28 protein-coding genes are annotated in these 24340 nt (G+C 67.8%); 16 read left to right on the forward strand and 12 right to left on the reverse strand.

Translation table 11 applies throughout. The annotated features are described in order from the left end of the window. Window positions 1-18 precede the first annotated feature (18 nt). Window positions 19-1596 carry a M20/M25/M40 family metallo-hydrolase gene (locus M2282_RS10300; protein ID WP_280808674.1) on the forward strand — a complete coding sequence of 526 codons (1578 nt, stop codon included), beginning with the start codon at window positions 19-21 and terminating at the stop codon, window positions 1594-1596. Window positions 1597-1617: 21 nt separating this feature from the next. Here the strand turns inward: M2282_RS10300 and M2282_RS10305 are convergent, their stop codons facing one another. Beyond that, the gene (locus tag M2282_RS10305; RefSeq protein ID WP_280808675.1) at window positions 1618-2481 is read right to left on the reverse strand and encodes a symmetrical bis(5'-nucleosyl)-tetraphosphatase; all 864 of its coding nucleotides are present in this window, start codon (window positions 2479-2481) and stop codon (window positions 1618-1620) included. Window positions 2482-2504: 23 nt separating this feature from the next. Between M2282_RS10305 and M2282_RS10310 the strand changes: the two genes are divergently transcribed. Genes M2282_RS10310 through M2282_RS10330 form a run of 5 tightly spaced genes read left to right on the forward strand, consistent with a single transcriptional unit; the run spans window position 2505 to window position 7568 of the window. Further along, window positions 2505-3815: a hemolysin family protein gene (locus tag M2282_RS10310; RefSeq protein WP_280808676.1), complete on the forward strand. Its 1311-nt coding sequence runs from the start codon at window positions 2505-2507 to the stop codon at window positions 3813-3815. Between the two features lie 12 nt (window positions 3816-3827). Then, window positions 3828-4805: a protein kinase family protein gene (locus M2282_RS10315; protein WP_280808677.1), complete on the forward strand. Its 978-nt coding sequence runs from the start codon at window positions 3828-3830 to the stop codon at window positions 4803-4805. A gap of 18 nt (window positions 4806-4823) precedes the next feature. After that, window positions 4824-5792 (forward strand): VWA domain-containing protein, encoded by a 969-nt coding sequence (locus M2282_RS10320; RefSeq protein ID WP_280808678.1) that lies wholly within the window; start codon window positions 4824-4826, stop codon window positions 5790-5792. Between the two features lie 7 nt (window positions 5793-5799). Then, window positions 5800-7146, forward strand: coding sequence for an adenylosuccinate synthetase (locus M2282_RS10325; RefSeq protein WP_280808679.1), 1347 nt, complete (start codon window positions 5800-5802; stop codon window positions 7144-7146). After that, window positions 7143-7568 carry a hypothetical protein gene (locus tag M2282_RS10330; protein ID WP_280808680.1) on the forward strand — a complete coding sequence of 142 codons (426 nt, stop codon included), beginning with the start codon at window positions 7143-7145 and terminating at the stop codon, window positions 7566-7568. The genes M2282_RS10325 and M2282_RS10330 overlap by 4 nt, the downstream gene beginning before the upstream one ends. A 6-nt stretch (window positions 7569-7574) precedes the next feature. Here M2282_RS10330 and M2282_RS10335 read toward each other — a convergent pair whose 3' ends face one another. Beyond that, a complete protein-coding gene (locus tag M2282_RS10335; protein ID WP_280808681.1) occupies window positions 7575-8501 on the reverse strand; it encodes a hypothetical protein in 927 nt (308 codons plus the stop codon). Between the two features lie 149 nt (window positions 8502-8650). Here M2282_RS10335 and M2282_RS10340 point away from each other — a divergent pair, with 149 nt between their 5' ends. Next, window positions 8651-9073 (forward strand): ester cyclase, encoded by a 423-nt coding sequence (locus tag M2282_RS10340; RefSeq protein ID WP_280808682.1) that lies wholly within the window; start codon window positions 8651-8653, stop codon window positions 9071-9073. Window positions 9074-9194: 121 nt separating this feature from the next. On the opposite strand, the gene M2282_RS10345 is transcribed toward M2282_RS10340, so the two are convergent. The 3 genes from M2282_RS10345 to M2282_RS10355 all read right to left on the reverse strand — a co-directional run bounded on the left by M2282_RS10345 (window position 9195) and on the right by M2282_RS10355 (window position 10492). Continuing rightward, on the reverse strand, window positions 9195-9608 hold the full coding sequence (locus M2282_RS10345; protein WP_280808683.1) for a GFA family protein: 414 nt from the start codon (window positions 9606-9608) through the stop codon (window positions 9195-9197). Between the two features lie 129 nt (window positions 9609-9737). Further along, the gene (locus M2282_RS10350; protein ID WP_280808684.1) at window positions 9738-10121 is read right to left on the reverse strand and encodes a DUF4259 domain-containing protein; all 384 of its coding nucleotides are present in this window, start codon (window positions 10119-10121) and stop codon (window positions 9738-9740) included. A gap of 101 nt (window positions 10122-10222) precedes the next feature. Continuing rightward, window positions 10223-10492 carry a helix-turn-helix transcriptional regulator gene (locus M2282_RS10355; protein ID WP_280808685.1) on the reverse strand — a complete coding sequence of 90 codons (270 nt, stop codon included), beginning with the start codon at window positions 10490-10492 and terminating at the stop codon, window positions 10223-10225. Window positions 10493-10520: 28 nt separating this feature from the next. On the opposite strand from M2282_RS10355, the gene M2282_RS10360 reads away from it, so the two are divergent. The 6 genes from M2282_RS10360 to M2282_RS10385 all read left to right on the forward strand — a co-directional run bounded on the left by M2282_RS10360 (window position 10521) and on the right by M2282_RS10385 (window position 15727). Beyond that, window positions 10521-10811, forward strand: a complete 291-nt coding sequence (locus M2282_RS10360) for a GIY-YIG nuclease family protein (protein ID WP_280808686.1) — start codon at window positions 10521-10523, stop codon at window positions 10809-10811. Between the two features lie 243 nt (window positions 10812-11054). Next, a complete protein-coding gene (locus M2282_RS10365; RefSeq protein WP_280808687.1) occupies window positions 11055-12521 on the forward strand; it encodes a phospholipase D family protein in 1467 nt (488 codons plus the stop codon). A 90-nt stretch (window positions 12522-12611) separates the two neighbouring features. After that, window positions 12612-12758, forward strand: coding sequence for a hypothetical protein (locus tag M2282_RS10370; protein ID WP_280808688.1), 147 nt, complete (start codon window positions 12612-12614; stop codon window positions 12756-12758). A gap of 4 nt (window positions 12759-12762) precedes the next feature. Continuing rightward, window positions 12763-13119, forward strand: coding sequence for a hypothetical protein (locus M2282_RS10375; RefSeq protein ID WP_280808689.1), 357 nt, complete (start codon window positions 12763-12765; stop codon window positions 13117-13119). Window positions 13120-13209: 90 nt separating this feature from the next. After that, window positions 13210-14751 carry a serine hydrolase domain-containing protein gene (locus M2282_RS10380; RefSeq protein WP_280808690.1) on the forward strand — a complete coding sequence of 514 codons (1542 nt, stop codon included), beginning with the start codon at window positions 13210-13212 and terminating at the stop codon, window positions 14749-14751. Between the two features lie 142 nt (window positions 14752-14893). Further along, the gene (locus M2282_RS10385; protein WP_280808691.1) at window positions 14894-15727 is read left to right on the forward strand and encodes an alpha/beta hydrolase; all 834 of its coding nucleotides are present in this window, start codon (window positions 14894-14896) and stop codon (window positions 15725-15727) included. On the opposite strand, the gene M2282_RS10390 is transcribed toward M2282_RS10385, so the two are convergent. The 4 genes from M2282_RS10390 to M2282_RS10405 form a co-directional block, all read right to left on the reverse strand. Beyond that, window positions 15648-16289, reverse strand: coding sequence for a hypothetical protein (locus M2282_RS10390; RefSeq protein WP_280808692.1), 642 nt, complete (start codon window positions 16287-16289; stop codon window positions 15648-15650). The genes M2282_RS10385 and M2282_RS10390 overlap by 80 nt on opposite strands. Before the next feature lie 15 nt (window positions 16290-16304). Beyond that, window positions 16305-17105, reverse strand: coding sequence for a DUF899 domain-containing protein (locus tag M2282_RS10395; RefSeq protein ID WP_280808693.1), 801 nt, complete (start codon window positions 17103-17105; stop codon window positions 16305-16307). 150 nt (window positions 17106-17255) lie between these two features. Continuing rightward, on the reverse strand, window positions 17256-17924 hold the full coding sequence (locus tag M2282_RS10400) for a PQQ-binding-like beta-propeller repeat protein (protein WP_280808694.1): 669 nt from the start codon (window positions 17922-17924) through the stop codon (window positions 17256-17258). 50 nt (window positions 17925-17974) lie between these two features. Further along, window positions 17975-19195, reverse strand: coding sequence for a helix-turn-helix domain-containing protein (locus tag M2282_RS10405; RefSeq protein WP_280808695.1), 1221 nt, complete (start codon window positions 19193-19195; stop codon window positions 17975-17977). 106 nt (window positions 19196-19301) lie between these two features. Here M2282_RS10405 and M2282_RS10410 point away from each other — a divergent pair, with 106 nt between their 5' ends. Next, window positions 19302-19640 (forward strand): hypothetical protein, encoded by a 339-nt coding sequence (locus M2282_RS10410; RefSeq protein WP_280808696.1) that lies wholly within the window; start codon window positions 19302-19304, stop codon window positions 19638-19640. Window positions 19641-19690: 50 nt separating this feature from the next. Continuing rightward, window positions 19691-20089 carry a nuclear transport factor 2 family protein gene (locus M2282_RS10415; protein ID WP_280808697.1) on the forward strand — a complete coding sequence of 133 codons (399 nt, stop codon included), beginning with the start codon at window positions 19691-19693 and terminating at the stop codon, window positions 20087-20089. 3 nt (window positions 20090-20092) lie between these two features. Here the strand turns inward: M2282_RS10415 and M2282_RS10420 are convergent, their stop codons facing one another. From M2282_RS10420 to M2282_RS10430, 3 genes are all read right to left on the reverse strand, one after another. Continuing rightward, window positions 20093-20566 carry a GNAT family N-acetyltransferase gene (locus tag M2282_RS10420; protein ID WP_280808698.1) on the reverse strand — a complete coding sequence of 158 codons (474 nt, stop codon included), beginning with the start codon at window positions 20564-20566 and terminating at the stop codon, window positions 20093-20095. Between the two features lie 41 nt (window positions 20567-20607). After that, window positions 20608-22020 carry an NAD(P)/FAD-dependent oxidoreductase gene (locus M2282_RS10425; protein ID WP_280808722.1) on the reverse strand — a complete coding sequence of 471 codons (1413 nt, stop codon included), beginning with the start codon at window positions 22018-22020 and terminating at the stop codon, window positions 20608-20610. Window positions 22021-22137: 117 nt separating this feature from the next. Continuing rightward, window positions 22138-22548, reverse strand: coding sequence for a nuclear transport factor 2 family protein (locus tag M2282_RS10430; RefSeq protein WP_280808699.1), 411 nt, complete (start codon window positions 22546-22548; stop codon window positions 22138-22140). Window positions 22549-22693: 145 nt separating this feature from the next. Here M2282_RS10430 and M2282_RS10435 point away from each other — a divergent pair, with 145 nt between their 5' ends. Then, window positions 22694-24232 (forward strand): PLP-dependent aminotransferase family protein, encoded by a 1539-nt coding sequence (locus M2282_RS10435; RefSeq protein WP_280808700.1) that lies wholly within the window; start codon window positions 22694-22696, stop codon window positions 24230-24232. Window positions 24233-24340: the final 108 nt, after the last annotated feature.

Consider the following 24340-nt stretch of genomic DNA (forward strand, 5'->3'; position numbering starts at 1 on the left):
TTCCCCCTTTTGCCACCCATGTCCATCGATTTCACACCCTCCCTTTCCCCTCGTCCAATCCGTCGTGGCCACCGCATGTTCGCGCTGGTGCCCGCGGCCTTTCTTTTCCTGGGCCACGGCCTCGCGCAGGCCGCCGAACTCTCGCCGGCCCTCGCCGAGCGGCATGCGCAGGCCACCTACCGCGAATACTTCGAACTGCTGGCCCTGCCCAACGATGCCACCGTGCCGGAGGACATCCGCAAGAACGTCGACTGGCTGGAGCAGGCCTTCCGCAAGCGCGGCTTCACGACGCAGCAGTTGCCCAACAACGGCAAGCCGATGCTCTACGCCGAGTTCCCGGGCAGCGATCCCGCCCGAAAGACCGTGCTGTTCTACATGCACCTCGATGGCCAGCCCGTGATTCCCGCGCAGTGGGCGCAAAAGAGCCCGTGGACGCCCGTGCTCAAGCGCAAGACGGACAAGGGCGACTGGGAAGAGATCGATTCAGCCCCGCTTTTCAGCGGCCCGCTGGACCCCGAGTGGCGCGTGTTCGGCCGGGCCTCGGCCGACGACAAGGGCCCGATCATGATGCTGCTGGCCGCCATCGATGCGCTGAAGGTTGGCGGCGGGCAGCCGGCGGTCAACGTCAAGGTGATCCTGGACAGCGAGGAAGAAAAGGGGTCGCCCTCGATCAGCCAGGTCATGCAGGCGCACCGCGAGTTGCTGCGCAGCGACGCCATCGTGATCCACGACGGCCCCATGCACGCGACCAACCGGCCCACGCTGGTGTTCGGCAACCGCGGCGCGGCCGATGCCCGGCTCACGGTATACGGCGCCAAGGTGCCGCTGCACAGCGGGCACTACGGCAACTACGCACCCAACCCGGCCCAGCGGCTGGCCAGCCTGCTGGCCTCAATGAAGGACGACACGGGTCGGGTGACCGTTCCGGGCTACTACGACCGCGTGAAGATCGGCGAGGCCGACCGCAAGATCATGGCCGCCGTGCCCGACGACGAGGTGGCGCTCAAGCGGCGCCTGGGCATCGCGCAAACCGACAAGGTCGGCGCCAACTACCAGGAGGCGATGCAGTACCCCTCGCTGAACGTGCGCGGCATGGCTTCGGCAGCAGTGGGCGACAAGGTGGCGAATATCGTACCCGACAAGGCCGAGGCCGAGATGGACCTGCGCACCACGCCCGATTCCGACGCGCCTTACCTCGGCAAGCTGATCGAGGCGCACATCGTCAAGCAGGGCTACCACCTCGTGAAGGGCGCGCCGACGGACGAGGAACGCGCCCGCTACGACAAGATCGCGAGCTTCTCCTACCGCAGCGAGGGCGCCGATGCGGCGGGCTCGCCGATCAACTCACCGATCGGGCAATGGGCCTACAAGGCGCTGACCGACACCTTCGGCGCCACGCCCGCGCCGGTGCGCATCCGCATGATGGGCGGCACCGTGCCGACGGCGGAGATCGTGCGCGTGCTGCAGGTGCCCTTTGCGATCATTCCGCTGGTCAACGCCGACAACAACCAGCATGCCGCGAACGAAAACCTGCGCATGGGCAACTACGTGACCGGCGTGCAGACGGTCTACGCGCTGATGACGCACGGGTTCTGAGCCCCGAGGAAGCGGCGTCCGTCACGCCTGCTTGCCGGGCTTCTGCGCCGCTTCGCACTTGACCTGGATCAGCTCGCGCTCGTCCAGCGTCGCGCCGATGCGCACCGCGCTCAGGCACCCGCCCCACACGCAGCCGGTGTCGGTCGAGAGCAGGTCGGGCCGCGACAGCCAGCCGAGCGTGGACCAGTGGCCGAAGGCGACGGTGGCCCTGGCGGTCTTTCGGCCCGGCACGTCGAACCACGGCAAGAGGCCCTCGGGCGCGGGGATCGCGCCGTCCTTGGTCTCGAATTCCATCTGGCCCACGGGCGTGCAGTAGCGCAGGCGCGTGAGCGCGTTGACGATCACGCGCAGGCGCGCGCTGCCGGTGAGCGTGTCGCTCCACTGCGCCGGTTCGTCGCCGTACATGGTGAGCAGGAAGTCGCCGAGCGCAGGCCCGCGCAGCACCGATTCGACTTCCGACGCCAGCGCGAGCGTGTCGCCGACCGACCACTGCGGCAGCACGCCGGCATGGACCATCAGCAGGTCGCCTGCCTTGTCGCCCTGGCCGATCTGCATGTGCAGCGCCATGTGCTGGTTTCGCACCCAGTCGAGCATGGCCTCGCTGTCGGGCGCGGCCAGGAGGTCCGCCAGCGTGTCCTTGCGGCCGGCCTTGCGCGCGCCGTGCGCCACGCCCAGAAGGTGCAGGTCGTGGTTGCCCAGGAGGCTCAGCGCCGAGGCGCCGTAGCCCTGCACGCGGCGCAGCACGGCGGCCGAGTCTGGGCCCCGGTTGACCAGGTCGCCGAGCAGCACGAGGGTGTCGCGGCTGGGGGAGAAATCGATCTCGCCGAGCAGCCGCCCGAGGGCAGGGTCGCAGCCCTGCACGTCGCCGATACAGTAAAGTGACATTCCCTCATTCTCTCCCCCCGTTCATGGATGTCCTCCTGCTGGCCTTGCTGACCACCCTCAATGCGGTGTTCGCAATGTCCGAAATGGCCCTTTCAACCAGCCGGCGCGCACGCCTCGCAGCCTTGGCCGAAACGGGGGACACCGGCGCCGCCGCCGCGCTCAAGCTGATGGAGTCGCCCACGCAATTCCTCTCGACGGTGCAGATCGGCATCACCTCGATCGGCATGCTGAGCGGCATCGTGGGCGAAGCGGCCTTTGCCGCGCCGCTCGCCGTCTGGATGGAAAAAATGGGCACGGGCGCGGGCACCGCCAGCATCGTCTCCACCGCGGTGGTGGTGACCTGCATCACCTTCTTCACCATCATCTTCGGCGAGCTGGTGCCCAAGCGCATCGGCCAGCTGTATCCCGAGCCGGTGGCGCGCTGGGTGTCGCGCCCGATGCGCGGCCTGGCCAAGGGCGCCAAGCCCTTCGTGTGGCTGCTGGCCGGCGCCACCGCCACCATGCTCAAGGTGCTGCGCATCGATGCCAACGCGGCGCGCTCGGTGACCGAAGAAGAAATTTCCGCCAGCCTCGAAGAAGGCGTGGACGCCGGCGTGATCGAGCAGCACGAGCACCAGATGGTGCGCAACGTGTTTCACCTCGATGACAGGCGCCTCTCGTCACTGATGATCCCGCGCGCCGACATCGAATGGCTCGACGCCTCCAACACCGTGTCGCAGGCCCTGCAGAAGGTGGCGGATGCGGCGGCGCTCAACCTCGTGCACTCGTGGTATCCGGTCTGCCGCAACTCGCTCGACGACGTGGTCGGCGTGATCAGCGTGGCGCACCTGTTGCGCCTGGGTTCCGCCCACAAGGGCGTGCTCGGCCAGGAAGCCACGCCCGCCGTGTTCGTGCCCGAGACGCTCACCGGCATGGAGCTGCTCGAACAGTTCCGCGCCCGCGCCGGCCGCCTGGTGTTCGTGGTCGACGAATACGGCGTGGTGCAGGGCCTCATGACCCCGCGCGACCTGCTCGAAGCCATCACCGGCGAACTGCAGCCCGGCATGCAGACCGACGCCTGGGCGCGCGAGCGCCCCGACGGCGTGTGGGAACTCGATGGCCTGATGCCCGTGTCGGAGCTGCGCGCGCGCCTGGGCATCCGCGAGCTGCCCGAAGAGGACCGTGGCCGCTACAACACGGTGGCCGGCTTGCTGATGTCGGTGTCGGGCCGCCTGCCTGCGGTGAGCGAACGCATCGATTGCGCGGGATGGATCTTCGAGATCGCCGCGCTCGAAGGCCGCCGCATCGACCGCGTGCTGGCTTTGCCCGACCCCGCGGCGCCGAGCGAAGACTAGCCGGGCACGGCCATGCTGTCGTTGCTCGCACTGAGCTGCCCCCAATGCTCCGCGCCCCTGCCGCGCGCCGCGCGCTGGCGCACCGTCAACTGCAGCTACTGCGGCGCCACCATCACGCGCGGCGAGGAAACGGTGGAGCGCGAGAGCTTCCGCGCGGCCTTGCGGCGTGCCAATGCGGATGTGGGCGGGGGGCGCATCGTGCAATGGCGCGGCACGCGCTACCGCGTGCTGGCGCCGCTGGGCATCGGCGAACACAGCGAAGTGCTGTTCGCCGAGCGGCTCGGCGCAGTGCCTGAACGCGTCACCTTGAAGCTCGCGCGCGAGGCATCGGACAACGATGTGTTGTTGCGCGAGGGTGCGGTGCTGCAGGCACTCCAAAGCCTGTCCATTCCGGGCGCCGCCTACTTCACGCGCCGCCTGCCGCAGCCGCTGGGCACGGGCATCGCCGAAGGCCTTGGCGACGGCAAGCGACAGGCCTTGGTGCTGCGTCATCCGACCGGTTTCTGGGGCAGCCTGCAGGACGTGCAGCAAGCCAACCCGCAAGGCATCGACGCGCGCCACGCCGTCTGGATCTGGCGCCGCATGCTCGAGGTGCTGGCCTTCGTGCACGGGGCAGGATGGGCGCACCGCGATCTTTCGCCCGCGCATGCGCTCGTGCATCCGCGCGACCATGGCGTGCTGATCATCGGCTGGTCGCAGGCGCGGCAGGCCTCGGGCTTCGCGCATGCCGCCGCCGCGGCGCGTGACCTCGCGCAGACCGCCTGGACCGTGCGCGCAGTGCTGCACGGCGGCGCGGCCGGTGACCCTGGCTTCGGCGCGCGCACGCCCGCGCCGCTCGCCGCATTGCTGCGCCAGTGCAGCGAAGACACTGCTTTCTGCGAACGCCTCGGCGCGCAGGGCATCGAGCAGGCCCTCTCTGCTGCATCGCGCGAAGCCTTCGGCGCACCGCAGTTCGTTCACTTCGATCCCGCGCCGCGCGTCGGCGCCTGACACGCCAAGGAGCCATTCATGGGTTACGGAAACTACTCGCACGCCGCCCACACGGCGCTGATCGCCGACCGCGCCGCCAAGCCCGGCGCCGAGGTGTTCACGCAAACGGCCACGCATGCGCTGATGAACCCGCACGGCCTGAAGGTGCGCGAATCGCGCGACAACGCGGACCATCCCAATTCGCTGGGCATCGTGTTCGCGCTCGATGTCACCGGCTCGATGGGCGACATTCCGCAGACCCTCGCGCGCCGCGAGCTGCCCACCTTCATGAAGCTGCTGACGGACTGCGGCGTGGCCGATCCCCAGCTCATGTTCATGGCCATCGGCGACGCGACTTCTGACCGCGCGCCGCTGCAGGTGGGACAGTTCGAATCGACCGCCAACCTCATGGACCAGTGGCTTACCTGGAGCTACCTCGAAGGCGGTGGGGGCGGCAGCGGCGAAGAGAGCTACGAGCTGGCCTTCTACGTGATGGCGCAGCACACCGACATGGACTGCTGGGTCAAGCGCAAGAAGCGCGGCTACCTGTTCGTGACCGGCGACGAGCTGCCGTACCCCGCCGTCTCGCGCCACCAGATCGAAGGCCTCATCGGCGAGAAGCTCGACGAGGACATTCCCATCGAGGAAGTCATCGCCGCCGCGGCCGAGACCACGAACCTGTTCTTTCTGATTCCCGACGCCCAGCGCCGCCGCCGCTGCGAGCCGCGCTGGCGCGAACTGCTTGGCGATCACGTCATCTGCATGGACTCGCCCGACGACGCCTGCGCCGTGGCGGCTGGCATCGTCGCGCTGACCGAGAAGGCCGTGCCCAACCTCGATGGCCTTGCCAGGGTGATGAGCGCGACCGGCATGGCCAAGGAGCGTGTCGGTGGTGTGCTGCACGCGCTCGATGCGTATGCCGCGCTGCTCGACCCGACCGCGCCGCGCCGCGCGCCACCGGCCGCGAGCGGGCCGCGGTCTTCGTGGTGGAAGCGGCTCTTCGGCTGAACGGCGTGTGACCACCACCGCGGCCACGCGCTACGTCTCGCTGCTGGGCCTGGGCTTCGGGGACTGCGGCAAGGGCCTCTTCACCGATCACCTGTGCGGCGCGTGGCAGGCGCACACGGTGGTGCGCTTCAACGGCGGCGCGCAGGCCGGCCACAACGTGGTGCTGGCCGATGGGCGGCACCACACCTTCTCGCAATTCGGTGCCGGCAGTTTTCGTGCGGGCGTGGCGACGGTGCTTGCGAGCCCGGTGGTGGTGCATCCGACGGCGCTGCGTGTCGAGGAAGAGGCGCTGCGCCGCGTGGGCGTGGCCGATGCGTTTGCGCGTTTGTTGATCGATGCGCGCTGCCGCGTGACCACGCCGTTCCATCAGGCTGCGGGCCGGCTGCGCGAATGGGCGAGGGGCGCGGCGGCGCATGGCAGCTGCGGGGTGGGCGTCGGCGAGACGGTGCGGCAGGCGCTGGCTGCGCCCGGCGATGCCCTGCGCTACGGCGACCTGCCGCATCGCGCGCGTGCGCTGGAAAAGCTGGAGGCTTCGCGCACGGCACTGCGTCGCGAGTTCGCGAACATGGCGCCATTGCATCCCGAGGCCGCGCAGGAGCTGGCGTTGCTCGATGACGACTCGCTCGCCGGGCGCTGGCTCGACGTCGCAGAGCCTTGTGTCCGCCTGTCGCCGCCCGCAAGCGCCGATGCCATCGCTGCAAGGCTCGCGCGGCCCGGCACCGTGCTGTTCGAAGGCGCGCAAGGCGTGTTGCTCGACGAATGGCGCGGCTTTCATCCGCACACCACGTGGAGCACCATTTCCACAGCCGCTGTCGAAGCCGTGCTGCATGACGCGGGCATCAACGCGACTGTGCAGCACCTCGGCGTGCTGCGCAGCTATCTCACGCGCCACGGCCCTGGTCCGCTGCCCACGCACGACCGGGCACTCGATGCGCGATTCGCCGAACCGCACAACGCAGACGAAGGCTGGCAGGGCGCGTTCCGCCGCGGGCATCCCGATGCGGTGCTGCTGCGTTATGCGCTCGCTGCGGCCGGATCGCTGGACGGACTGGTGGTGAGTCACCTCGATGCCGTCGAGGGCGCGGACCTGCGCTGGTGCACCGGCTACCGCACCATCGGCGGCGCCAGCGTCGCATCACTGCCGGTCAGTGACGCGCCAGATCTCGACCATCAGCACGCATTGACCCAATTGCTGCAAGCCGCGCAGCCGCTTTATGAGCCGCACCCTGTCGCCACCGCGCAGGCGTGGGTAGAGCACGTCGAAGAACTCGGCGGCCTGCCGGTGCATTTCGGCGCCTTCGGCCCGACACGCGATACCGTGCGTGCACGCGAACACATCGGAAATCCCACATGACGCCCAACATCTTTCTGATCGTCGGCGCAGCGCTTAGCGCCATCGCCGCGCTGCTGCACATCTGCGTCATCTTCGGCGGGCCTGCGTGGTACCGGTTCTTCGGAGCGGGCGAGCGCATGGCTGCGGGCGCGGCGGCCGGGCACTGGTATCCGCCCGTCCTCACGCTGCTGATCGCGGGCGTGCTGGCGACCTGGGCCGCCTATGCGCTCTCCGGTGCTGGGGTTTTGCAGCCGCTGCCATTGCTGGTTTTCGTGCTGCCCGCGATCACCGCCGTCTACCTGTTGCGCGGGCTCGTGGCCGTGGCACTGTTCGTGTTCGACCGGCGGCGCCTGAGCGCCTTCTGGGTGTGGAGCTCGGCCATCTGCCTCGTGTTCGGCCTTGTGCACCTGCTGGGGCTGGTGCAGGTCTGGGAGACGCTCTGAGAACGTCTAACCCAACGCCTCGAACCCAGGCGCCTGGCTCATTTCCGAAGGCTTGTAGATCTTGTGCTGCGCAATCGGGGTGCCCGCATCGGCGACCACCAGCAGCCGCCAGAGCGGCTCGCGCACCGAGCAGGCCTGTTCTTCGCTCGTGAGCTGGAACCTGGGTGACCCGGTGGAGGTGCCTTTCACCACCACGCGCAGCAGCGTTGCGCCCTTTGCATTCGACACCTCGACGCTGTAGCCGATGTTCTTGCCTGTCAGGTCTTCGGCGTTGTAGCCGTAGCCCTTGAAGTGGCGCATCACGTAGTCCATGGCTGCGGCCTGGACCTCTTCGCTCGAAGCCGGCGCAGGAGGCGCCGCGACGTCCGGCTCGGCCTCGGCCACGACCGGCACGCTGCCCTTCGCCATGGCCGCCTTCACCTCCGCCTCATCGGGAACCCAGCCGCGCGGGCCGCGGACCAGCACCGCGAGTTGCTGCTCGGGCTCCCAGCTGGCAACGTGCCATTCGGCGTCGTCGCGCACGCGGGTGGACACCTTCGCGGCCTTGTTGCTTTCCAGTTCGGCAATGGCGACCCGGTTGGTCTGCAGCACGGCGCGGAAGCCCTGGCCTGCGTCGAAGGTCCGCTTGAGCAGGGCGAGGCGATCCTTGGCGCGCTGCACCTGGAAGGCGGTGCGTGCGCCGCCGCCGGCGCGAAGCTGCGTATCGAGCGATTCGAGGCAGAACCAGCGGCCGCCGGCGCCGATGCTCACGTACTCCGCCCAGATGGTGGCGATCACGTTGTCGCCGGTCGCCAGCCAGGCCTGGTCGAACGGCTTGTCCCGCGCGTCGAACACCCCCATCTTGGCGACGATCTCGACCGGCGTGAGCCGGGGTCCTGAGAGTCGCATCTCATCGATGACGGTGAGTACGTGGGGGTCGACTTCCTTGTCCATGCGGGTGGGTTCGTGGCGGGTTTGGGGGGTGGGAGTATGCCGCATCGGGCAACGCGCGCCGACGTGCGGCTGGCCGATGCACTTGCCGCGGCGGCCGCAATCGGCCATTCTTTTGCCGTGCCGAACACCCGCTCGAGAAAGGAATCGCCATGACCGGGTCCGACCTGCCCAGCATCTACCGAAGCTACATCGCCTGCCTGAACGCGCGGGATTGGCCGAGTCTTGGCAGCTTCGTTCACGCCGAGGCCCACTACAACGGCCGGCGCATCGGCCTGTCCGGCTATCGCGAGATGCTGGAGAGAGACTGCGACGAGATCCCCGATCTGCACTTCGACATCCGGTTGCTCGTCGCCGAGCCGCCGCATATCGCCAGCCGGCTGCAGTTCGACTGCTCCCCGAAAGGCGTGTTTCTCGGGCTGCCCGTGAACGGCCGAAGAATCTTTTTCACCGAGAACGTGTTCTATGAATTCCTCGATGAAAGGATTGCGAACGTCTGGTCCGTCATCGACAAGGCGGCCATCGAAGCGCAACTTGCGAACGACAGCGACCCCACCGCCAAGCCGATGGCCTGAACACACCCAGAAAGAAGCATGGGATTTGCCATTTCATGGCTGGCCGTGAAGGTCGACCGATGGGCGCCGCTGCGTGCGATCGATATGCCGCGCTCGACAACGCAGGCATACCGGGGCAACTTCACATCGGTGGCATCCGGTCGAACTTCGGCAGTGCCGGGTCCAGAAAATCCCATGCATGCCCGTGCACGCCGTAGGTGACGGCCTGGGGCCGATAGCGCCCGGGGTCGTCCAGGCTCGCGGCATGCACGGTGAACACGTCGGGCATCGCGGCGAAGGTCATGTACACGGGCGACCCGCAGGTCGGGCAGAACGCGCGGGTCTTGACGTTGCCGCTGTCGCCCACCATGTCCCACAGCGTCGCCTCGCCGCTGTGCTTCACGCCGCCGCGAGCGAAGGTGAGGTAAGAGCCGTGGCCGGTGCCGCTCTTGCGCTGGCAGTCGCGGCACTGGCAGTGGTTCTGGAAGATCGGCTCGCCCGATACCTCGAAGCGGATCGCGCCGCATGCGCAACCGCCGGTGTAAGCCTGGTTCATGTGTCTTGTCCTTTCATGGCCGTGGTCGCCTTGGCCTGGTGCCGTGTGGCGTGATGGCCAATCTATTCGAGCGGGGGCGCGAGGAGGGAGTAACAAGATCGTCGTGAATCGGGCCGGACGAGCGGGCCCCTACCGAAGCCGGGCCTGAATGCTCTTCAGGCTCGAGAGCCACGCAAGATAGTCTTCATCGTCTTCGCCCAACTCCGCCCAGGTGTCGTGCCCATCCGCTTCCGGGTCGTCGATGACGGCCTGGATCGCATCGATGGCGGCTTGCTTCAGCGAGGCCGGCGGTGTTTCCTTTCCAGCGCACCAGGCGATGACGTCCGGATGAACGTCGGCGCTGTCTTTTCCGTCGAGCAATGCCAGAACCGCACCGGCGGCGATGACGCTTTCCGTCGAGCCCGAAGTCAGCGTTTCCTGGATGAAGGGCAGGGCGCTCGGGGCTTCCTGCAATTCGCCGAACCAATCCAATGCATCGTCATTGCCAAAGCTTTCGGTAGACCACGTGCCCATGTTCGAACTCCCATGCTGGTGTGTGTATGCAGGAGCGCGAGCCTAGCATTCGGCAGTGACGGGAGCGCTCTGCGGCGAGGCCTGAGACTTCCCCCGCGAGCTCACGGTGCGGGCAGGTCGCCGTCCGCCAGCAGCAGCTTCGTCCCGATGCCATAGAGCGCCAGCATGCCCAGCACGTGCCCGATGGCAACGCCCGGCTCGCCCGATTCGATCCGCGCGATCGTCTGCACGTGCACGCCCAGTCGTGCGGCGGCGGCCGACTGGCCTTCGCCGGCACGCGTGCGCGCCAGCTTGGCCTGTGCGCCCATGTGCCTGATCGCCTGGAGGGCGTCGCTGTCGATGTCTGCCGAGATGCGTTTGCCTTGAGCCATGCCAAGATTGTCGCTGCACAATCCGGCCGTGCCCCGAACCTTGCCAGACCCTCAGCCCGCACCCACGCCCGTGCCGTATTGGCTCTATCTGCTGGAGTGCGAAGGCGGCGTGTACTACGCGGGCATCGCGATCGATGTGGAGCAGCGCTTCTTCCAGCATGTCTTCGGGCTGGGCGCGAAGTTCACGCGTGCGCGTCCACCGTTGCGCGTGCTTGCCGCCCGCGTCTATCCTGACAAGGGGGCTGCATTGCGGGCGGAACTCAAGGTCAAGGCATTGCCCCGGACTCGAAAGCTCGCCTTCTTCGAGACGGCCGCGTAGTTCGCGATTCCGGCACGGGAAAGGAAAAAGTATGGCGATCAAGATGCTTCCGGATTTCCTCGCTCGTGGCCGCGCATCGGCTCTGTCGCGAATTCACGCCCGGTCGGTGCTTCGTTCGACCGTGGCCCTGGTCTTCGCGGTCGTGCTTGCAGCGTGCTCCAGCCTGCCTCCGCAGACCTCCACACCGCCGACCACCGCCATCGGCGACTACGCACAGACGCCGCTGGCCGCCATCACGCAAAAGTGCTCCCCACCGATGGCCGCTCGGGTTTCCGCCTGCAGCCGTACGGACCCAATTCCTTCGCCACGCGCATCGCGCTGACGAAACTCGCCACTCGCAGCCTCGACCTCCAGTACTACCTGCTGCAGGGCGACAACACTGGCCGCACCCTGATGCGCGCGATGCGCGACGCGGCAGCGCGCGGCGTTCGCGTGCGCCTGCTGGTCGACGACCTCTACACCTCCGGCGAAGACGATCTGCTGCTGGGCCTTGCCAGCTATCCCAACGTCGAGGTGCGCCTGTTCAACCCGTTTCCGGGTGGCCGCGGCAGCCAGGCCACCCGCTTCATCAGTTCCGGCCTGGAGTTTCGCCGCGTGAACCGGCGCATGCACAACAAGCTCTTCGTCGCGGACAACGCGGCGGCCGTGACCGGCGGCCGCAACATGGCCGACGAGTACGTGATGAATGCCGAGGGCAGCAACTTCATCGACATGGACACCTTCGTGGCCGGGCCGGTGGTGCGCGAGCTGTCCGCCGAGTTCGACCACTACTGGAACAGCGAGGTCGTGTATCCGCTGGAGCGCATCGCGCACAGCACGTTGAACCGCACGCAGCTGCAAGACAACTTCGAGCGCCAGACCGCGACCGCCAGACCCCCCGAAGCCACCGAGATGCCGCAGGACGGCAAGCCGCTGCATCCGAGTGCGGGCGATCCGGCGCTGGTGCCGCTCGAGTTCGTGCCCATGCTCAACCTTCCGTTCAAGCTGGCGAAGGCCCAGCTGAGCCCGCTGCTGTGGGCCAACGCGCGGGTGCTGTTCGATCCGCTCTCGAAGACACAAGGGCTGAACGAACGCGAAGGCTCGATCAAGGGCACCGTCACCGAAGGCGTGATCCAGTGGCTCATGGGGGCCGACAGGAACATCAAGCTGGTGTCGCCGTATTTCGTGCCGAGCGAGGACGCGGTGTCCAACCTGGTGCGGGCGCGCAAGGCCGGCCTCGGCGTGGAGCTGGTGACCAACTCGCTGGCATCGACCGACGAGCCCTGGGTCTATGTGGGCTACTGGCCGCACATCAAGGCGCTGCTGGCCGCGGGCGTCACCATCTACGAGATCAGCCCGTCGCTGAGCGTCAAGCGCCGCAAGCTCGGCATCTTCGGGCACCGCACCGGCGCGCTGCACATGAAGAACGCGATCCTCGATCACAAGGAGGTGTTCCTCGGCTCGATGAATCTCGACCCGCGTTCGGCGAAGCTCAACACCGAACTGGGCATCATCATCCAGAGCGAGGAAATGGCGCGGCAGCTCGACAGCTTTGCCGATGCGGGCAGCGGCTACACGCTGCGCCTGGGCGCCGATGGCCACAAGGTCGAATGGGTCGAGCAAGACGACGACGGCAAGCAGACGGTGTACGACGTGCCGCCCGAAACCACCGCGTGGCAGCGCCTGCGGTTGCGCCTGCTCGCGCCGTTCATTCCCGAGCAGGAGCTCTAGGACGCTGTCGGCGCGTCATGGCCCTTTGCGACGGAGGTCTGTTGCCAAAGAATACGTTTTTCGCGCGGCGCCAGTGAATAAACTGCGTCGGTGAAACCCAAGAGCCTGGGCATCGGCACGGGCTTGGTCGGGGGCGTTGCCATCGGTCTGGTGATGGACAACATCGGCATGGAAATCGGCATGGGGCTCGCGCTGGGCATGGCGCTGTCCCTGGCCATCGACAAGAAGGACAAATGAGGCCATGAGCGCTGCGGACGATATGGACGATATGGAAACCTGGTTGCTGGAGGCGGGTGACGAAATCATCGAGAAGAGAACGGAGCAAGGCGAGGCCTCGCTCTCGGCCTCCGAGCATGCGATCTATTGCATGTGGGCCCTCGACTACGCCGTGAAGAACGCGGGTTCTCTCGATGCGCTGGAAGACGTGCACGAGACCGCGATCGAAGACCTTGCGGCCTTTGCCCGCGCACAAAAAATCGGCGTGCTCTCGGCGCTGCTCGACATGGCGGCGGACGAGGAAGCGTTCATCGATGCGTACTACGTGCAGTTCGACGCCGCTTGCACCGAACTGAGGCGCTGCAACGAATCGCGGCATTGATCGGGCGCGGCCGCGCGCATGGCGATGGCCGAGAGGCCGGGCAGGTAGCGCGTCGATATGATCGGCGCCAAACAACTGCGGAGACCGGCGATGCGCGTGCACGGAAAGACAGTTTCTTCACTGGCCCACCTCGCAACCGCCTTGCTGCTCGCAGCCCTGCCGCTGAAGGCCGCGCTGGCCGACGAGCCCACCGCAGGCTGGGCCGCCAGCACGCCCGAAGCACAAGGCATGGACTCGGCGGCGCTCGCCAGGCTGGTCGAACGTGGCGAGGCAAACGGCCTGGACAGCATCCTCATCACGCGCCACGGCAAGCTTGTCGCCGAGGCCTATTACGCGCCGTACCGCGCAGGCCTCAAGCATGCGGTCAACTCCGTCACCAAGGCCGTCGTCGGAACGCTCACCGGCATGGCAATTCAAGACGGCCTGCTGGCCTCGCGCAACCAGCCCATGCTCGAGTTCTTTTCCGATCGCACGGTGGCCAACGCCGATGCAGCCAAGAAGTCGATCACCCTCGGCCACCTGCTCGACCAGACCTCCGGCCTCGACTGGAAAGAGAAGCTCGACGCCAGCGTGCCCGAAAGCCTGATCCAGATGCGCCGCAGCCGCGACTGGCAGGGCTTCGTGCTCGACCGCCCGATGGCGCAGGCGCCCGGCAGCGGCTTCAACTACAACAGCGGCAACTCGCACCTGCTGTCGGCCATCGTCGCGAAGAAGACCGGCGGCAGCACGCTGGCCTATGCGCACAAGCGCCTGTTCGAGCCGCTGGGCATTGCCGACGTGCGCTGGATCAAGGACCCGCAGGGCATCGAGGCCGGCGGCTTCGGCCTCTACCTGCAGCCGCGCGACATGGCGAAGATCGGCTACCTCTACCTGCGCAAGGGCCAGTGGGCAGGCCGGCAGCTGCTGCCTGCCGAATGGGTGGAGCAGGTGTTCAAGGCATCGGTCGACATGGGCTTCGGCGCGACGCCGGCCCACAGCTACGCCAATGGCTGGTGGACCATTCCGGAGAAGCGCGCCTACATTGCGGCGGGCTACAACCGGCAACTGATCATCGTGCTGCCCGAGGTCGACGTGGTCGCCGTGACCACGAGCCGGCAGAACTTCCGGATGGTGCCGCTCATCGACACGATCACCGCGGCCGCGCGCTCGGCCGAGCCACTGCCCGCGGACACCGCTGCACAGGCGCAACTGGCCGATCGCATTCGCGATGCATCCGTCGAGAAGCCCAGTGCCGTCGGTCCCACGCCCGAGCTGGCGGCAGCGATTTCCGGCAAGGCCTGGCAGTTCGATCGCAATGCGTTGGGCGTGAGTCGCCTGATGCTCGACCTGAAGGCGGCCACGCCGAGCTACGAGATCGTGTTCGACGGCCGCGATGCCGGCGCGGCCGCGCCGCCTTTCACCGGACCGATCGGGCTCGATGGCCTGTACCGCATCAACGACAAGGCCACCAACGCGCCGGTTGCCGTCAAGGGCACCTGGCTCGACGCGCAGAGCTTTCGCATCGACTCGCGCGTGCTGGGCGAAGACGAGGTGACGATGTACACCCTGCGATTCGACGGGCAGCGGGTGGACGTGGCCTTCGAGAACAACCGCGGCTTCAAGACGCAGCTGCGGGGCAAGGCGGCGGAGTAGTCACCGGCGCCTCCAGCGCGCGAAAGAAGAACCCGACTCACCCACCGGGGCACTAATTCCTGACACAAGGACACCGAGGAACGAGGCGAAACTGGAGGGCTTTCATACACTGGTGCCTTGCCTCCGCTCAGGGAAATCAATCTTGTCATCCAAAGTCGCCCGCATTGCGCTCTCCGCTTCGGCGGCTGCCATCGGCAGCCTCGCAGCCTACTGGACCCTCCTTGCAACACGCCAGGGACACATCCTCTTCAACGCCCGCAAGCACCCCGTCGTTCATCTGTCGGACGACTTTTCCACCTACTCGCACACGGTGCCGGGCGGCATGGTCCGCGGGTATGTCTATCACCCGCAGGGCGAGGACGCGGTGCGCGACCTGTTCATCTATTTCGCCGGCCGCAGCGAAGACGTTCGCGCCACCGCGCAGGCGCTGCACTGGCTGCCGGAAGGCTTCGGCTTCGCCGCGATTAACTACCGGGGCGTCGCCGACTCGGAGGGGCACCCGTCGGAGATCGCCTCAGTCGAGGACGGCGCCCAGTTCGCAAAGCACCTGCGCCGGGCCTTCCCGAATGCGCGCCTGCACGTGGTCGGCCGCAGCCTGGGCACGGGAGTGGCCATCCAGCTCGTGGCGCGGCAGGAGTTCGCCAGCCTGCAACTGGTGACGCCCTACGACTCGATGCTGGAAGTGGCGAAGAAGCGCTTCCCGCTCGTGCCGTTGTCGCTGCTGCTGCGCAACCGCTTCGACTCCCTCACGCATTGCGTGGAAGTCGCGGCGAAGACCCAGGTGCTGCTGGCCGAGCGCGACGACGTGGTGCTGCCCGAGCGCTCGCAGAAGCTCATCGCGGCATGGCCGACGCCGGTGTCCGTGGAGACCGTGCCCGCGTCGGACCACTACAACATCATGGGGCTCGAAGAGACGTGGCTGCGGCTGATCGACTTTGCGTTGACAGCGATATTGCCGGAGCCGAAGGCGGCATGAATCGCTGAAGCCAGCCGGCGCCCACGTCGAAGCCCCGGCAAACCCCGCTGGCGATCAGGCCCGTCACGGCGAGCATCGCTGCCGTGTGAATACCCACCGCCGCAAGCGCCAGCATCAATGACCCCGATGCGGTGACCTCCCGGCCCGGCCCATCGCCCGTGCACAGCGGGATCAGCGCCGGGACCAGCATCAGCCCTGCACCGTGCGCGGTGGACATCATGAAAGACCAGAGCGCGAGCCCGGCGTGCCCTGTCGGCGCATGCGCAGCCTTGGGCGTGCGGCCGCACAGGTGAAGCACCGCGACAGCGACGAACAGCACGGCCGCGAGCACCTGCACCGCCAGGCGATCCATCGAGAGGCCGAAAGCCACTGTCCCAGCGACTAGCGCAATCGATGCCACATGCCCGACCGCAATCGGCATCAGGGCCCGCAGCGCATGTGCCCGATCACCGGAACGCACGCCCCACGCGGCGGCCAGCATCCAGCCGGTCGCAGGGTTCAGCCCGTGAAGTGCGCCGACCCCCGCGACGGCGAGCCATGGCCAAAAGGCTGTGTCTGCCATGACATTCCCGCGCGTTCAGTCGCCGCCGTGGCAGCAAGAACCCGTTGCCGCCTTCGCAACATCCGGCGCGGGTTCGTAGCGGTCGTGGTGCCGCACCCAGTCCATCGCATACACCGGGTTGTGCTCGTCGCGCCCCTTGGGTGTGAGGTCCAGCAGGTTGTAGGTGCCCATCATCACTTCGACGCCGCGCTCGTAGGTCGAGTAGGTGTGGAAGACCTCGCCTGCGTCGTCCTTGCAGAACACGCTCACGCCGGGCGCCTCTTGCGCCGGGAAGGGCCGCACGCTGTAGTTGTAGTAGACCTCGCCCTGGCCCTCGGCCCACTCGTCCGGCTTGAAGCTCACGGCGAAGTCGTAGTTGAAGTCGTTGTCGTGCGCCGACACCCACTTGAAGCGCCAGCCCATGCGCTGGCGAAAGCGCTCGATCTCGGCCAGCGGCGCGCGCGAGACGACCAGCATCGTGATGTCGCGGTTCGCCAGGTGCACCTGCATGCCTTCGATGTGGTCGGCCATGAACGAGCAGCTCGGGCAGCCTTGTTCCCATTCCGGGCCGAGCATGAAGTGCTGCACCACCAGCTGGCGGCGGCCTTCGAAAAGATCGGCGAGCGTGCGCCGGCCCTCGGGGGCGTCGAAGGTGTAGCCCTTCGCGATGCGCGTCCACGGCAATGCGCGGCGCTCGCTGGCGATCTGGTCGCGCAGGTGCGTCAGCTCTTTCTCGCGCGCCAGCAGCGCCTTGCGCTGGACGAGCCATCGGTCCTTCGACACGACGGGGTGGTTCTTGAGGGTGCCTGTTTCTGCGGCGGCGGTTGTGGTGGTCATGCATTTCTCCTTGGCCCAATGGGCCGTTCGAGGTTCTTCCATGCGCGGCGCCACCCGCCGGGCGGTCGGCGCGCTCGTCTCCGGTCGACAGACCGAAAGGGGGTTGTCAGCGCGAAGGCATCGCTGCCCTGCGCACCGAGGGTGCTGGGCTCAGGCCCGCGCGGCTCTGGGGCGTCGCACGGCGCGGACTTTTCCGCTGTTGCCGCCACCGCAATAGAAGAGGTCGGCCCCGTCGGACTCGAGCCCGCTGATGTGCACGCCGCGTGGCATTTCCAGCCGGTCGAGCACGGCGCCGCTCTCGGGGTCGATATGGCGCAGCTCGCTCTCGTCGCCTTCCCAGGTGGCGTGCCACAACTCGCCGTCGACCCAGGTCACGCCGGTGACGAAGCGGTTCGACTCGATGGTGCGCAGCACCGCGCCGGTGGCGGGGTCGATCTGGTGGATCTTGCGGTCGCGGTACTGGCCCACCCACAGGCTGCCCTCGGCCCAGGTGAGGCCCGAGTCGGCGCCGTGGCCGGGTGCGGGAATCGACGCCAGCACGTCGCCGGTCGCGGGGTCGATCTTGTCGATGCGCTCCTCGGCAATCTGGTAGAGGTGCTTGCCGTCGAAGGCGGTCCCGGCGTCGGCGGCGCGGTCCAGCGTGCGGGTGTGCTCGCCGCTCCCGGGGTCGAAGGCGATCAGCCGGGCCCCTGTGGCGGCCCACACGCGCTGGCCGTCGTGCGTCAGGCCGCCGACCTTGTCGACGCCGTCGAAGGGACCGTACTCGCGCACGATCTCGGCGATGCGCGAGGCGGGCTGGCTGTCTGTCTTGCTGGTCATCGTTGGCTCCTTGTGGGGAGGCACCGCGGATCGGCGCCTTGGAGACAACTCTATTCAATCGGCAGCGCGGCGGGGAGTAACAAGATCGTCGTGAATCCCGCGAGCGGTGGCGCGAGCCAGCGCTGCGCCCGCGCCCGCCCGATGGCGCGCACGCGTCCCTCGGACTCCAGCTCAGCCAGTGCGCGCTGCACGGTGCGCTGGCTGGCGCCCAGCGCGAGCGCGAGGGCCGAAGTCGACCAGGCCGCGCCGTCGGACAGCAGCGCCACCAGCGAGGCCTGGTCGCCGTCGATGGGCGGCGCCAGCACGACCACCTCGCGCCCGTCGCGCGGCTTGAGGGCGAAGCCGCGCGCGGTGGCCTCGATGCCGGCCTCTGCCGCAACGAGCGCGCGCAGCCGGCCGATCTCGACGCGCAGGCGCGCGCGCAGTGTCTCGTCGGGGTGGCGGGTGTTGAAGGCGCTGGCGATCAGGGCTTCGCGCTCGACATCGCCGGGCCAGGCCTCCGCGAGCGCACGCGCCAGCGCGAAGAGCACCGGCCGGCGCGCGAGCGGTCGCCACGCATCGCCGGCCCCCACGCCGCGGCGGCACGCATCGACCACCAGCGCGTCCGAGGCGAGGAGCGCGGCCACCTCGTCCAGGCCCAGCGACGTTTCGCCACCGGGAAAGAGCCGCCGTGCGGCGGGGCGGTCGAGTGCGGCCTGCGCCTCTTCCACCTCGGCCGCGAGCGCCGGCACGCGGGCGCGCCCGGCGGCCTCGTGGGCGCGGGCCAGCGATGCGCGCGCAGGGCCGACGCGCAGCGAGCGCAATGCCAACTCGGCGGCGGTGAGGTGGGCCACGGCGGCGAGTGGCGGCGACAGCGCGTGTCCATCGAGCAGCGCCAGCGCAGCAGCGGCCTCGTCGAGGCGCCCGAGCAGCAGAAGCCTGCGCGCCGCGATCAGCCGCGCCTGCAACGCGTTGGCGAGATCGTCATGCGCTTCGAGCGTGGCCGCAGCGGCCGCGAGCGCGCGCGGCGAACCGCCGAGGTCGCGCATGGCCATCGCAACTTCCGCCTCCGCGACGACGCAGCGCGCACGTGCCAGTTCTTCGTGCGTGCCGAATCCGCGCGCCGCGCGCCGCAGCAGTTCGCGGGCGCGCGGGTGTTCGCCGAGCTGGGCCATGGCAATGCCGCGCAAAGCCAGCGCCGGCGGATCGTCGCGCAGCGCGACCCGCTTGAGGGCGCCGAGCGCATCGCCGGCGGCCAGGGCGCGGGCGGAGGCGGCGATCAGGGAATCCATGGGCGCCGAGGCTACACCGCCGCCGGGCGACATCGGCCCCTTCCTCCGGCGGGCATGCTTCCTCCCGTCCTACATGCACCGCGCGGCTTGGCCCCAGGATCGCGGCATGAACAAACTGATCCTTGTAGGCGTGAGCGTGGCCGCGTGGTGTTCCTTCGCCACGGCCGAACCCGTGAAGGTGCCCATCGAAAGCAGCGAGAAGGGCACCGTCTACGTGGCGCCCAACGTCAACTCGACCGAAACCTCGGCCTACACCAAGGGTGCGACCGTCGGCGTGCAGCGGCCCGACGGCAGCGGCACGTACATCGGCACCGACACCTCCATGCCCAAGCCGGTGTACTCGCTGGGCGCCAGCACGGGCGGCAACGTGTCGCTCACGGGCGGGGTGTCTTCCGACGGCAAGGCCAACAACGGGGTGAAGGCCGGGGTCAACATCAAGTACTGATCCGGCGTGGCGGCTAGACTCTTGCGCACCACCGCTTGAGGAGACCCCTGATGTCGATCGACACCCTCGCCACCTGGCACCGGCTCGTCAAGGCGCACGACGCCAAAGGCCTGGACGATTTGCTGGACGACGACGCCGTCTTCCTCTCGCCCGTGGTGCACAAGCCGCAGTTGGGCAAGGCCATCACCGCAAAGTACCTGGGCGCGGCCTTCCATGTCTTCTTCAACGACAGCTTCCGCTATGTGCGCGAGCTCAAGGGCGAGCGCGATGCGGTGCTCGAATTCGAGGTCGAGATCGACGGCATCTCGGTCAACGGCGTCGACATGATCAAGTGGAACGACGCAGGCCTGATCACCGAGTTCAAGGTGATGCTGCGGCCCCTGAAGGCCGTGAACCTGATCCACGAGAAGATGGGCGCGATGCTGCAGGCGGCTTCATCGCTGTCCTAGCCTTCAGACCAACGTGCCGTACACGATGAACCCGTCGTGCGTGGCCACCTTGTCGTAGAGCGTGCGCCCCGCCGTATTGGTCACATGCGTCTGCCAGTAGACGCGGTGGCCGCCCACGCGCTGCGCATGCGCGTACACGCCCTGGATCAACTGGCGGCCCACGCCCTGGCCGCGCTCCGATGACAGCGTGAACAGGTCCGACAGGTAGCAGGTCGGCTCGATGCGCGTGGTGCTTCGGTGAAAGAGGTAGTGCGCCAGCCCCACGAGCTGGCCATCGCGCTCCGCGACCAGCGCATGCAGCGGTTCGTAGGCATCGAAGAAGCGCTGCCATGTGACCTGCGTGATCGCATCGGGCAACGCGGTTTCGCCCTCGCGGCCGTAGAAGGCGTTGTAGCCGTCCCAGAGCGGCTTCCAGCCTGCGTAGTCTTCGGGTACCGGTGGGCGGATGAGGAGAGAAGAAGAAGAGGTCGTCGTCATGCACCGGATTGCAACACGACACGGCCGGTGCCTTCAATCAACTACTTCTCGTCGCGCAGCCAATACCACTTGTAAAGCGCGCGCTGCCCGATGCGCCGGAACGGCGCGAACGCGCGCGACTCGACCAGCCCCATCACGTTCGGGAACGGCAGCGGCGAGCGGTAGATCGGCAGCTCGAGCACGTCCTTGCCCGCGTCCTTGCCCGCCAGGCGCTCGGCCAGCCGCTTGCCGGCCCAGGTCGAGAACGACACGCCGTTGCCGCCGTAGCCCACCGCGTACCAGATCTTCTTGTCCGCATCGGGCTGCGTGATGCGCGGCATCATGTCGTGGCTCATGTCGACCCAGCCCCACCACGAGTAGTCGATGCGGATGCCCGCGAGCGGCGGAAACTTGCGCGCGATCGCATCGGTGAGCAGCTTCAGGTGCACCGGGTGCTCGGCATCGGCGCCGCTCACCGCGCTGCGGCTGCCGATCTGCAGCCGGTTGCCCTTGAGCAGCCGGTAGTAGAAGCGCAGCGTGCGCGTGTCGGTCAGGAAGGTGTGCGACCTGAAATTGGTCGCCGCCAGCTCCGCATCGCTGAGCGGCCGCGTCACCACCGAGTTCGAGAGGATCGGCATGATCCGGTTCTTGAGCATCGGGCTGAGCGCCTGCCCCGTATAGCCGCCTGTGCACACCGCCACGCGGCGCGCGCGCACCGTGCCGGCCGGCGTCTGCAGGTGGTGTATGCCGTCGATGGTGTGCCAGCCCTGCACCGGGCTCGATGTGTGCACCGTCACCCCCAGCGCGCGCGCGCGGCGCAGGAGCCCGAAGGTGAACTTCAGCGGATGGATGCCGATGCCCTCGGCCTCGAACATCGCGCCCTTGGCTTCGCGTTCGTCGCAGTAGTCGCGCCGCAGTTCCTCGGTGCCCATCATCCGCGTGGCGTAGCCGAAGGTCTCGCGCATCAGCCGGGCCTCGGCCTCCAAGCCCACGAGCTTCTCGGGCCGGTGTGCCAGGTAGAGGTGGCCGCCGTCGAAGGCATCGCAGTCGATCTGCGTGGTGAGGTGGCGAAAGTTCTCGAAGCCGCTGCGGATTTCCGCATCGAGTTTCTTCGCGGTGTCCAGGCCCCAGCGTTCGATCCACTGAGAGCGCTTGAGCCGCCCGCTTGCGTTCTGGCCTTGCCCGCCGCTGCGGCTCGAACACCCCCAGGCGGCCTGGTTGGCCTCGAGCACCGTGGCCTGGATGCCGTGCTCCTGCGCCAGGTACAGCGCGGTCGCCATGCCCGTGGCGCCCGAGCCGATGATCGCCACGTCCACGTCGATGTCGTTCAGCAGCGGGCCGTCGTCCTCCGGCGGCGTGCCCGCGCTCGCCACCCACCACGTGGGCGCGTAGGCGCGGCCGGCGCCCGGGTCGGATGCGAGCAGCGGGTCGTATTGCGGGTCGTAGGGGCGAAAAGGGGATTGCGGCGGTTGCATGGGGGCGGCGCCGTCGATCGATGCGGCGCTGGCGGCGGAAGATGAAGAAGTGAATCGGGCGGTCCCTGCTGCATTGGTCATGAGAGCGCTCCAGGTGAAGGAGAAAGGCCGTATCGCCTAGGCCGCATTCGCCGCGGGCAGGTTCGGCCGGGCCTTGCGGAACACGTTCTTCAGGTGGATCTTTCCGTCCCTGAAGGTGAAGACGTCGATGCCGTCGGTCTCGATGCGGCTGCCGTCGGCGGCGGTGCCGGTGAAGGTCCATTGCGAGGTGCCGAAGTCGCCGTGCACGAAGTGCCGGCCGTTGACCCACTGCGCATCGGGCACCGCCTGCCACGCGCCCGCGAAGGCCTTGCGCACGGCCTCGGTGCCGGTGTGGCGCGTGCCGCAGGCATCGGGGCCGGCGGCGGTCTGGAAGATGCAGTCCGGCGTCATGAAGCCCATCAGCGCATCGATGTCGTGGCGGTTCCAGGCGTCGCTGAAGGCGGCGAGGGTGTCGGTGGTCACTGAAGGGGAAGACGGGTCGGTCACGCGGGAGCTCCGGGCGGAAAAATGAATGGCACAAGCCTAGGCAGCGGGGTGCCGGCGCGATAGGTCCAGATGGGGGGATTCGACCGAGCCAGAAGGCCGTCAAAGCGCCACGCCGGCGGATGCCTGCCCTAAACTGCGGCGCACCATGCCCCCGAATCCGCGATCCACCCAGTGGGCGCAGCTGTTCGCGTTGCCCGACCAGCCGGCACTGCCATTGCAGGCGCGCCTGCGAACCGCCGTGGTGCAGGCGATCCTCGAAGAGCACCTGGCGCCCGGCGCGCCGCTGCCCTCGTCGCGCGAACTGGCGGCGCTGCTCGGGCTGAGCCGCAACACCGTCACCTCGGCGTACCTGCAACTGATCGACGAAGGCTTTCTGGAAGCGCGTCCGCGCAGCGGCGTGTTCGTGGCGCTCGATGCGCGCCCCTTGTCCGCCGTGCATGCGGAGCCGCTGGTCGGCCGCAGCGGGCAGGCGAGCCAGCCGCCCGACTGGCCGGGCCGCGTGCTGCGCTCGCTGGTCGACAAGCCCACGCTCTCCAAGCCCGACCGATGGCGCGACTACCCCTACCCCTTTGTCTACGGCAACTACGACCCGCAGCTTTTTCCGACCGAAGACTTCCGCGAATGCTGCGCGCGCAGCCTGGCCCGCTCGCAGCTGCCGCACTGGACGCCGGACTTCGAGACCGACGACGTGCCCGACCTCATCGAGCAGATCCGCACCCGCCTCCTGCCCCGGCGCGGCGTGTTCGCGCTGAAGGAAGAGATCCTCGTCACCATGGGCGCGCAGCACGCCTACTACCTGCTGGCCGAGGCGTTGTTCGACGAGCAGACGCGCGTCGGTCTCGAAGAGCCCGGGCATCCGCATGCGCGCAACAGCTTCTCATTGCGGCAGCCCAAGTGGGTGGAGGTGGATGTCGATGAAGACGGCCTCGTGGTCGATGCGTTGCCCGCGGCCGACTACATGTTCGTCACGCCCTCGCACCAGAGTCCGACCACCGCGACGCTGAGCCTGGAGCGGCGGCAGTGGCTGCTGCGCAAGGCCGAGCTGCAGGACTTCGTGATCATCGAAGACGACTACGAGGCGGAGAACCTGTACGAAGGGGCGCCGATGCCTGCGTTGAAGAGCCTCGACAAGACGGGGCGGGTGATCTACGTGGGCTCGGTGTCGAAGAGCCTGTCGCCTGCGCTGCGGCTGGGGTTCATCGTGGCGCCTCGGGCGTTGATCAAGGAACTGCGGCTGATCCGGCATGCGATGGTGCGGCATCCGAGTGCGTTCCTGCAGCATGCGTATGCGTTGTTTCTTTCGTTGGGGCATCACGAGTCGCATGCGCGGCGGGTGAATCATGCGATGCAGGAGAGGTTGGCTATTGCTGCGCAGGCGCTGCGGGATCATTTGCCGGATTTCGAGTTTCGGTTGCCTTCTGGGGGGGCTTCGATCTGGGTGCAGGCGCCTACTTGGGTCGATGCGAACGAGCTTTCTCTTATGGCTCGCAACCACGGGGTGCTGATCGAGGCGGGTGACGTGTTCTTTGCTCGGCCTCCGTATCCTTGTCCGTTCTTTCGGCTGCGGTTGTCTTCTATTGCTGCTTCGCAGATTCCGGCTGGGGTTCGGGCTTTGGGGATGGCTGTGGAGGAGTTGGCTTTGGCGCGTGGGGAGAAGCGGGCTGCTGGGCTTCGTTCGCATTGATTTGTTTTGTTTTCCGAGGCCGGGTCTCGCCCCGGCGGGCGACCTACTTTTCTTTGCTTCGCCAAAGAAAAGTAGGCAAAAGAAAGGCGACCCCACTGTCTGCGACCC

The organism is Variovorax boronicumulans (assembly GCF_029892485.1).
Classification (GTDB): domain Bacteria; phylum Pseudomonadota; class Gammaproteobacteria; order Burkholderiales; family Burkholderiaceae_C; genus Variovorax; species Variovorax boronicumulans_B.